The organism is Enterobacter sp. Ap-867, from assembly GCF_011752855.1.
Classification (GTDB): Bacteria; Pseudomonadota; Gammaproteobacteria; order Enterobacterales; family Enterobacteriaceae; genus Cedecea.
On the sequence record NZ_VWWS01000007.1, the window covers coordinates 348,054 to 354,580 of the forward strand.

Here is a 6,527-nt window from a genome sequence, read left to right on the forward strand (position 1 = left end):
ACCAACATGTCTGAACAACAAGCACAGGGCGTTGACGCAGCAGCCGATCTTAACAATGAACTGAAAGCGCGCCGTGAGAAGCTGGTAGCTCTGCGTGAGCAGGGTATCCCATTCCCGAACGATTTCCGCCGCGATCACACCTCAGACCAACTGCACGCTGATTTCGATGCGAAAGAGAACGAAGAGCTTGAAGACCTCGGCGTTGAGGTAAGCGTGGCTGGTCGTATGATGACCCGCCGTATCATGGGTAAAGCGTCCTTCGTGACCTTACAAGACGTTGGCGGCCGTATTCAGCTGTATGTCTCCCGTGATGACCTGGCGGAAGGCATCTACAACGAGCAGTTCAAAAAGTGGGACCTGGGCGATATCCTGGGCGCGCGCGGTAAGCTGTTTAAAACCAAAACCGGCGAGCTGTCCATTCACTGTACCGAACTGCGTCTGCTGACCAAAGCGCTGCGCCCGCTGCCGGACAAATTCCACGGCCTGGCCGATCAGGAAACCCGCTATCGCCAGCGTTATCTGGACCTGATCGCTAACGAAGAGTCCCGCAATACCTTTAAAGTGCGCTCTAAAATCATGGCCGGCATCCGCCAGTTCATGGTGGGCCGCGACTTTATGGAAGTTGAAACCCCAATGATGCAGGTGATCCCTGGCGGCGCATCCGCTCGTCCGTTCATCACGCACCATAATGCGTTGGACATCGACATGTACCTGCGTATCGCGCCAGAGCTGTACCTGAAGCGTCTGGTGGTGGGTGGGTTCGACCGCGTCTTCGAAATCAACCGTAACTTCCGTAACGAAGGCATCTCCCCGCGCCATAACCCAGAGTTCACCATGATGGAACTCTATATGGCTTACGCGGACTACAAAGATCTGATTGAGTTGACCGAATCCCTGTTCCGTACTCTGGCTCAGGACGTGCTGGGCACCACCGAAGTGCAGTATGGCGAAGAGACCTTCGACTTCGGCAAACCGTTTGAAAAGCTCACCATGCGTGAAGCTATTAAAAAGCACCGTCCAGAAACCGACCTGGCCGATCTGGATAACTTTGACTCGGCGAAAGCCATCGCGGAAAGTATCGGTATCAAAGTTGAGAAGAGCTGGGGCCTGGGCCGCGTAGTGACCGAAATCTTCGAAGAGGTTGCGGAAAGCCACCTGATTCAGCCGACCTTCATCACCGAATACCCGGCAGAAGTCTCTCCCCTGGCGCGCCGTAACGACGAAAACCCGGAAATCACTGACCGCTTTGAGTTCTTCATCGGTGGCCGTGAAATCGGCAACGGCTTCTCCGAGCTGAATGACGCGGAAGACCAGGCGCAGCGTTTCCAGGACCAGGTTGATGCGAAAGCGGCAGGCGACGACGAAGCGATGTTCTTCGACGAAGACTACGTCACCGCGCTGGAGCACGGTCTGCCGCCAACGGCGGGTCTGGGTATCGGTATCGACCGCATGGTTATGCTGTTCACCAACAGCCACACGATCCGCGACGTTATCCTGTTCCCGGCTCTGCGTCCGACTAAGTAACGCCCTCATTCCCCTCCGTAAGGAGGGGGATTTTCCTCAAGTTCATCAACGTTTCCGGGGCCTGGTTTGCGCAAGGAAAGCATTTTAAAACGCTGGCACATCACCGCTTTCATTATCATGACGAGCCTGATGCTGACGGCCTGCTCCTCCTCAAAACCAGCCAAAAGTACCCGAAACGAAGGCACGTTTAGCGGCGCGGTTTACACCGTTAAGCGCGGCGATACGCTCTCAAAAATTTCCAGAATGACCGGCAGCAGCGTGGGTGACCTCGCCCGACTGAACGGGATCCCTGCGCCTTATACTATCCAGGTGGGCCAGCGTATTCGGATCAAAGGCTCAGGCTCTGCAAGCCGGCCGAAAAACACCGCCATGGCCAAAAACACCACTGCGCCAGCTCGTTCGCAAAACACGACCATAGCAAAGGTGGCGCCGCCGCCGGTGGGAGCACGCTGCTGGTTGTGGCCGACGAAGGGCAACATTGTTGAACCGTTCTCCAGCAGCGACGGCGGCAATAAAGGCATTGATATCTCAGGCTCTCGCGGGCAGCCTATTTATTCTTCCGGCGCGGGAACGGTGGTTTATGTCGGTAACCAGCTGCGCGGCTACGGCAATCTGGTGATGATCAAACACAGCGAAGAGTACATCACCGCCTATGCCCACACCGACACGATGCTGGTTAATACCGGAGAGAAAGTGAAGGCCGGGCAGAAAATTGCCACGATGGGCAGCACTGGGGCGGATTCGGTGCGTTTGCACTTTCAGATTCGCTACCGGGCCACAGCAATTGACCCTCAGCGTTACCTAAAACCGTCGTGTTAATTTAAAAAGTGCTTGAAAAACCATCACCTGGACACAAAGGCACTTGCCAGCGAGTGCTGAAAGTCTATAATGCGTAACGCACCTCAAAGCGGGCGTAGTTCAATGGTAGAACGAGAGCTTCCCAAGCTCTATACGAGGGTTCGATTCCCTTCGCCCGCTCCAACCTCCTTAGAATATAAAGAAACTTTTCTTCAGACAGTGAATCAGTCTCGCTAAAGCAGATACAACTTTCACTGCCCATTTTTCTTCGCCAGTACTTGTTGCGTGATTGTGACCCTGACCCAAAATCCTGCTCCATTCAGAAACAGAATTCCGGCATGATGAATACTTCCCTGAACGGAGGTGGTGCCGATGAAAAAGTCACGATTCACCGAAGAGCAGATTGTCTTTGCCCTGAAACAGGCCGAACCGGGTACGAGCGTGCCCGAAGTTTGCCGTAAGCTGGGTATCTCCGATGCCACGTTTTACACCCGGCGAAAAAAATACGGCGGGATTTCCCCTTCTGAGCTGAAGCACATGCGGCAGCTTGAGGAAGAGAATCTCAGGCTGAAGAAGCTGGTAGCCGATCTGAGCCTCGACAAGTCCATGCTGCAGGATGTGCTGGAAAAAAAGAACTGACGCTGGCGTGTCTGCGTGAATGGGGCCGGGATTTGCAGGCACGTTACGGGGCCAGCGAGCGGCAGATCTGTTTTGCACTACGGATCAGCCGCAGCGCTTTCCGCTACCGTGCTGTGGCGGCAGACGACAGCGCGCTCCGCCTGCGTATCAGGGAGATCACTGAAACCCGGGTCCACTATGGCTACCGCAGAGTTCACGTCATGCTCAGGCGGGAAGGCTGGCGGGATAATCACAAACGCATTTACCGGCTCTATCGCGAGAAGGGTCTGTCCCTGCGCCTCAAACGCCCGCGCCGAAATAAATCGGCACAGCGGCGACAGCCCCAGCCTCAGGGGTTGTATCCGAACTATGTCTGGAGCATGGATTTTGTATCTGACGCCTTATTTGACGGGCGTCGGCTACGTCTGCTGACGGTCATTGATCTCTACACGCGCGAATGTCTGGGGATTTGCGTGGGTCAGAATCTGCGCTCAATGGAGGTCGCAGAGATGCTGAACGCCATTGCACTCAGACGTCCCTTACCACAATGGCTGAAAACCGATAATGGCTCTGAACTTGCAGGGAAAATGCTGTACAAATGGGTGTACGAAAGAGGGATCCGCATCGACTTCTCACGACCGGGAACGCCCACGGACAATACGACCGTGGAGTCGTTCAACGGCAGACTGCGGCAGGAGTGCCTGAACGAAAATTGGTTCATGTCGCTTGAGGATGCCCGGTGCAAAATCGAAGCCTGGCGCATACACTATAACCAGAGACGTCCTCATTCTGCGCTGGGCTGTATGATCCCGTCCGAATTTGCTGAAAAGTCTGCCGGTTGCCAGAACATGCAACCAACATGAAGCCGGTTATTCCTGATTATGACTGGAGCATATTCGGGGTCAATCTTACTTTAGGCCAACAAGTCAGTCATCATAGAAAAGGGGGCAGTGTAGTGAATTAAATTTCGTGATTTAAAATAATGATGTTACACCAATAGCTTTCAATAATATTAACTGTGATCTCTTACTGATTGACTGCACTATCCTCCACGCAGCAGAGCGTAAATAACAAATTAAAAGTATATTGATTCAATTGCGTATCATTAGATATTAAAGAAACGTAAAATATTGACGCGTACAGAAACATCCAGTAACTTGATTGAGGTGTATGATGGTATCAATTTTACTTTTAAGGATAAATTATGAGCGCATGGAAAAAAACTAACGTACGCATTTTGTTGTGGGCGACTTTCATTGGTGGTGCGATAAGCTCATTAGTTAAATCAGGTACTGAAGTTAATATGCCACCTCGTCTCGCAGGGGAAGTTTCTCCTCCCGCGTTGAACATTGATGCCTGGTTGGGCTGGCTGGGGGTTAACTCGCACTCGATGGATTACATATACCAAGGAATTACTATTCCCGGTGCTGTAATGCTCTATCATTGGCTATTTAGTTTTATCTTTGCTGGCATTTATATTTTACTCTCAGCTTATGTGCCAAAAGTTAGACTTTGGTATGGTGCGGCTTATGGAGTCATCATTACGTTTGTTATGCACGGATTCCTTATACCTGCACTGGGTTTCCGTTATCCAGTTTACCTTGGCGGAAAAACTGGTTGGCTGTGGAATTTGAACGGTTACGAATTCTGGAGTGAACTATTAGGGCATATTTGTTGGTCTGTATCAATTGAGTTTAGCCTCATTGCAGTATTGGCAATTTTTTCTCGGCCTATTATTGGTGTATGGACGAAAGATATCGTTAAGTAAATATATTTGGCAGGCTTAGGCCTGCCAAGGATAGATTTTTACAGTATGGTAGTGGGGTTTTATTATTGTACGAGTGAAAATGTTTCCAGAACTATAGTTACCCAGCCAAGTGTGTTTTTGTTAGTTTAGTTAAAGTGAGTTATTTTAAAGTTAACAGCTTGCATTTAATCTCTTTGAAGGGGTGTCAGTTTAATCAAATCTTGTTTTTATCTTTTTTACGAAGAATGATTTTCCGCATGTCCCAAGGTTAATATTCAAAATTAACGAATTTCAATTTATTTAACTAGTTTTTTTTCAATTTTCGTAACTTTCAAAAAATTAAATGTAAATTGATATTGTTGCATATACATATCTAAATATGGCTATATGAAATATATCCTTTGATTTTTTTAGTCTTATCCTGCAAGGGGGGTGTAACTTCCGCTGTAATAAAGTAATTTCCTGAAAACAGATCTCATTTGTAGCCCTTGAGTAGTAATTAATTTCTTTTTTTTCTAATTTGAAAATTGGCATCATTTATTTGTGAAGGCGCGCAGTCTGGAGTCTGAATATTGATGTGGATCATTAATTATATTTTTTTGTGTAAGGAGCGATTTTTATTTTGCAATTAATTCAGCATATCAATTTTTTTGTTTTAACCACTTTAAGTATACGGCGATTAATTTATTATAAAATACTGGGTATCTACAGAACTATAGTTCACTAGCGCAACAAACTTTATTGGCCTGTGATGCTAAATAATAAATTATAATTATTATTTAATGTTTTTACTTTTTGTGCTGTTGTTTGCTATTGATTTTTATGTAAATAGATGAGAGTGTTCACGCTCGTCAATATATGAAACAGTTATTAAGTAGTTGTGTGATTTTATTGTATAATGAGGATGAAGGATGATTTTAATTACCAAACATGTTGAAAAAGGTTTTGAATATGGAGCTGAAATTAAAGGTTTACAACAGAATACAGCATCTCTATAAAGTTATCTCAAGAGATAGTCTATTTATTCCTGCAGTTGAAACGCATTGTAGGCTTATGATTGAAGAGTTCAAGAAAGATAGGTTATATTATAAATATATATTTAGTAATAATCGCTTTGTCATTTCTACTGTGACTGCATCTGTTTTTTTTAATAAGGATGAAGCTTTTTTGTCTGACGTTGTGAGCGAGTGTTTGACTACGGGGTTGGTTAGTCATAATACAATTACATCTTTGTTGTTGTTATTTAATGTTAGTGGAAGGATTTCACTTAGGGAGAGTGATAATGACAAAAGGAAAAAAAGTTTTAAGATAACAAGAAAAGGTAGGTTAGATATTATAAAATTGTTGAACACAATGGTTCCTGCACTAAGCTTGATGTTTGAAGGCCCATATAATCCTAAGATTATATCTGATGATCAGATTTCTGTTTTTTTTAAATCATACGCAAAAATCCACAGATCTTCACTATTTATTATTAATTTTGTCAATGATTTGGATGTTTTTATTTCAAAAGATTCAGGCCATATGATTCTTGTTTATCTCTATATGCTTGCCATAGAGGATAATAAGCCAAAAGCGATATTAAGCTTAGTATCTAAAGAATGTGGTGTTTCTAGAACGCACTTGAGAAATATACTAATTGCGGCCGAAGAAATAAACATGCTCTCTTTTAACAAAAAAACTGGTGAGATAACTATTTATGAGTCTTTTGTTAAAATGTTTACTTCGTATATGGCTTATTACTTTTCTTTCGTGCAGTTTGGGCTGGAAGGCGGGCATCTTTCAGACAATGCTGATTAAGTCTGTTCTGGCTATTATTATAATGACTCATCTCTGTATG

At 45.9% G+C, this 6,527-nt stretch carries 5 protein-coding genes and 1 tRNA gene; all 6 read left to right on the forward strand.

What is annotated here, in order from left to right:
* Positions 1–6: 6 nt before the first annotated feature.
* The 6 genes from lysS to F3J26_RS18475 all read left to right on the forward strand — a co-directional run bounded on the left by lysS (position 7) and on the right by F3J26_RS18475 (position 6,487).
* Positions 7–1,524 carry a lysine--tRNA ligase gene (gene lysS, locus F3J26_RS18450; protein WP_166995291.1) on the forward strand — a complete coding sequence of 506 codons (1,518 nt, stop codon included), beginning with the start codon at positions 7–9 and terminating at the stop codon, positions 1,522–1,524.
* A gap of 66 nt (positions 1,525–1,590) precedes the next feature.
* Positions 1,591–2,343, forward strand: coding sequence for an amidase activator ActS (gene actS / locus F3J26_RS18455; RefSeq protein ID WP_286180330.1), 753 nt, complete (start codon positions 1,591–1,593; stop codon positions 2,341–2,343).
* A gap of 88 nt (positions 2,344–2,431) precedes the next feature.
* Positions 2,432–2,505 (forward strand) — tRNA-Gly (locus F3J26_RS18460).
* A 189-nt stretch (positions 2,506–2,694) separates the two neighbouring features.
* Positions 2,695–3,803 (forward strand): IS3 family transposase gene (locus tag F3J26_RS18465; RefSeq protein WP_442892303.1). Its coding sequence is split into 2 segments (ribosomal slippage): positions 2,695–2,947 and positions 2,947–3,803, totalling 1,110 coding nucleotides; the frame shifts between segments, so codons are not numbered across the junction.
* Positions 3,804–4,144: 341 nt separating this feature from the next.
* Complete coding sequence (locus tag F3J26_RS18470; RefSeq protein WP_008458541.1) at positions 4,145–4,708, forward strand: DUF1440 domain-containing protein; 564 nt, start codon at positions 4,145–4,147, stop codon at positions 4,706–4,708.
* Positions 4,709–5,638: 930 nt separating this feature from the next.
* Positions 5,639–6,487 (forward strand): hypothetical protein, encoded by an 849-nt coding sequence (locus F3J26_RS18475; RefSeq protein WP_157141414.1) that lies wholly within the window; start codon positions 5,639–5,641, stop codon positions 6,485–6,487.
* Positions 6,488–6,527 lie beyond the last annotated feature (40 nt).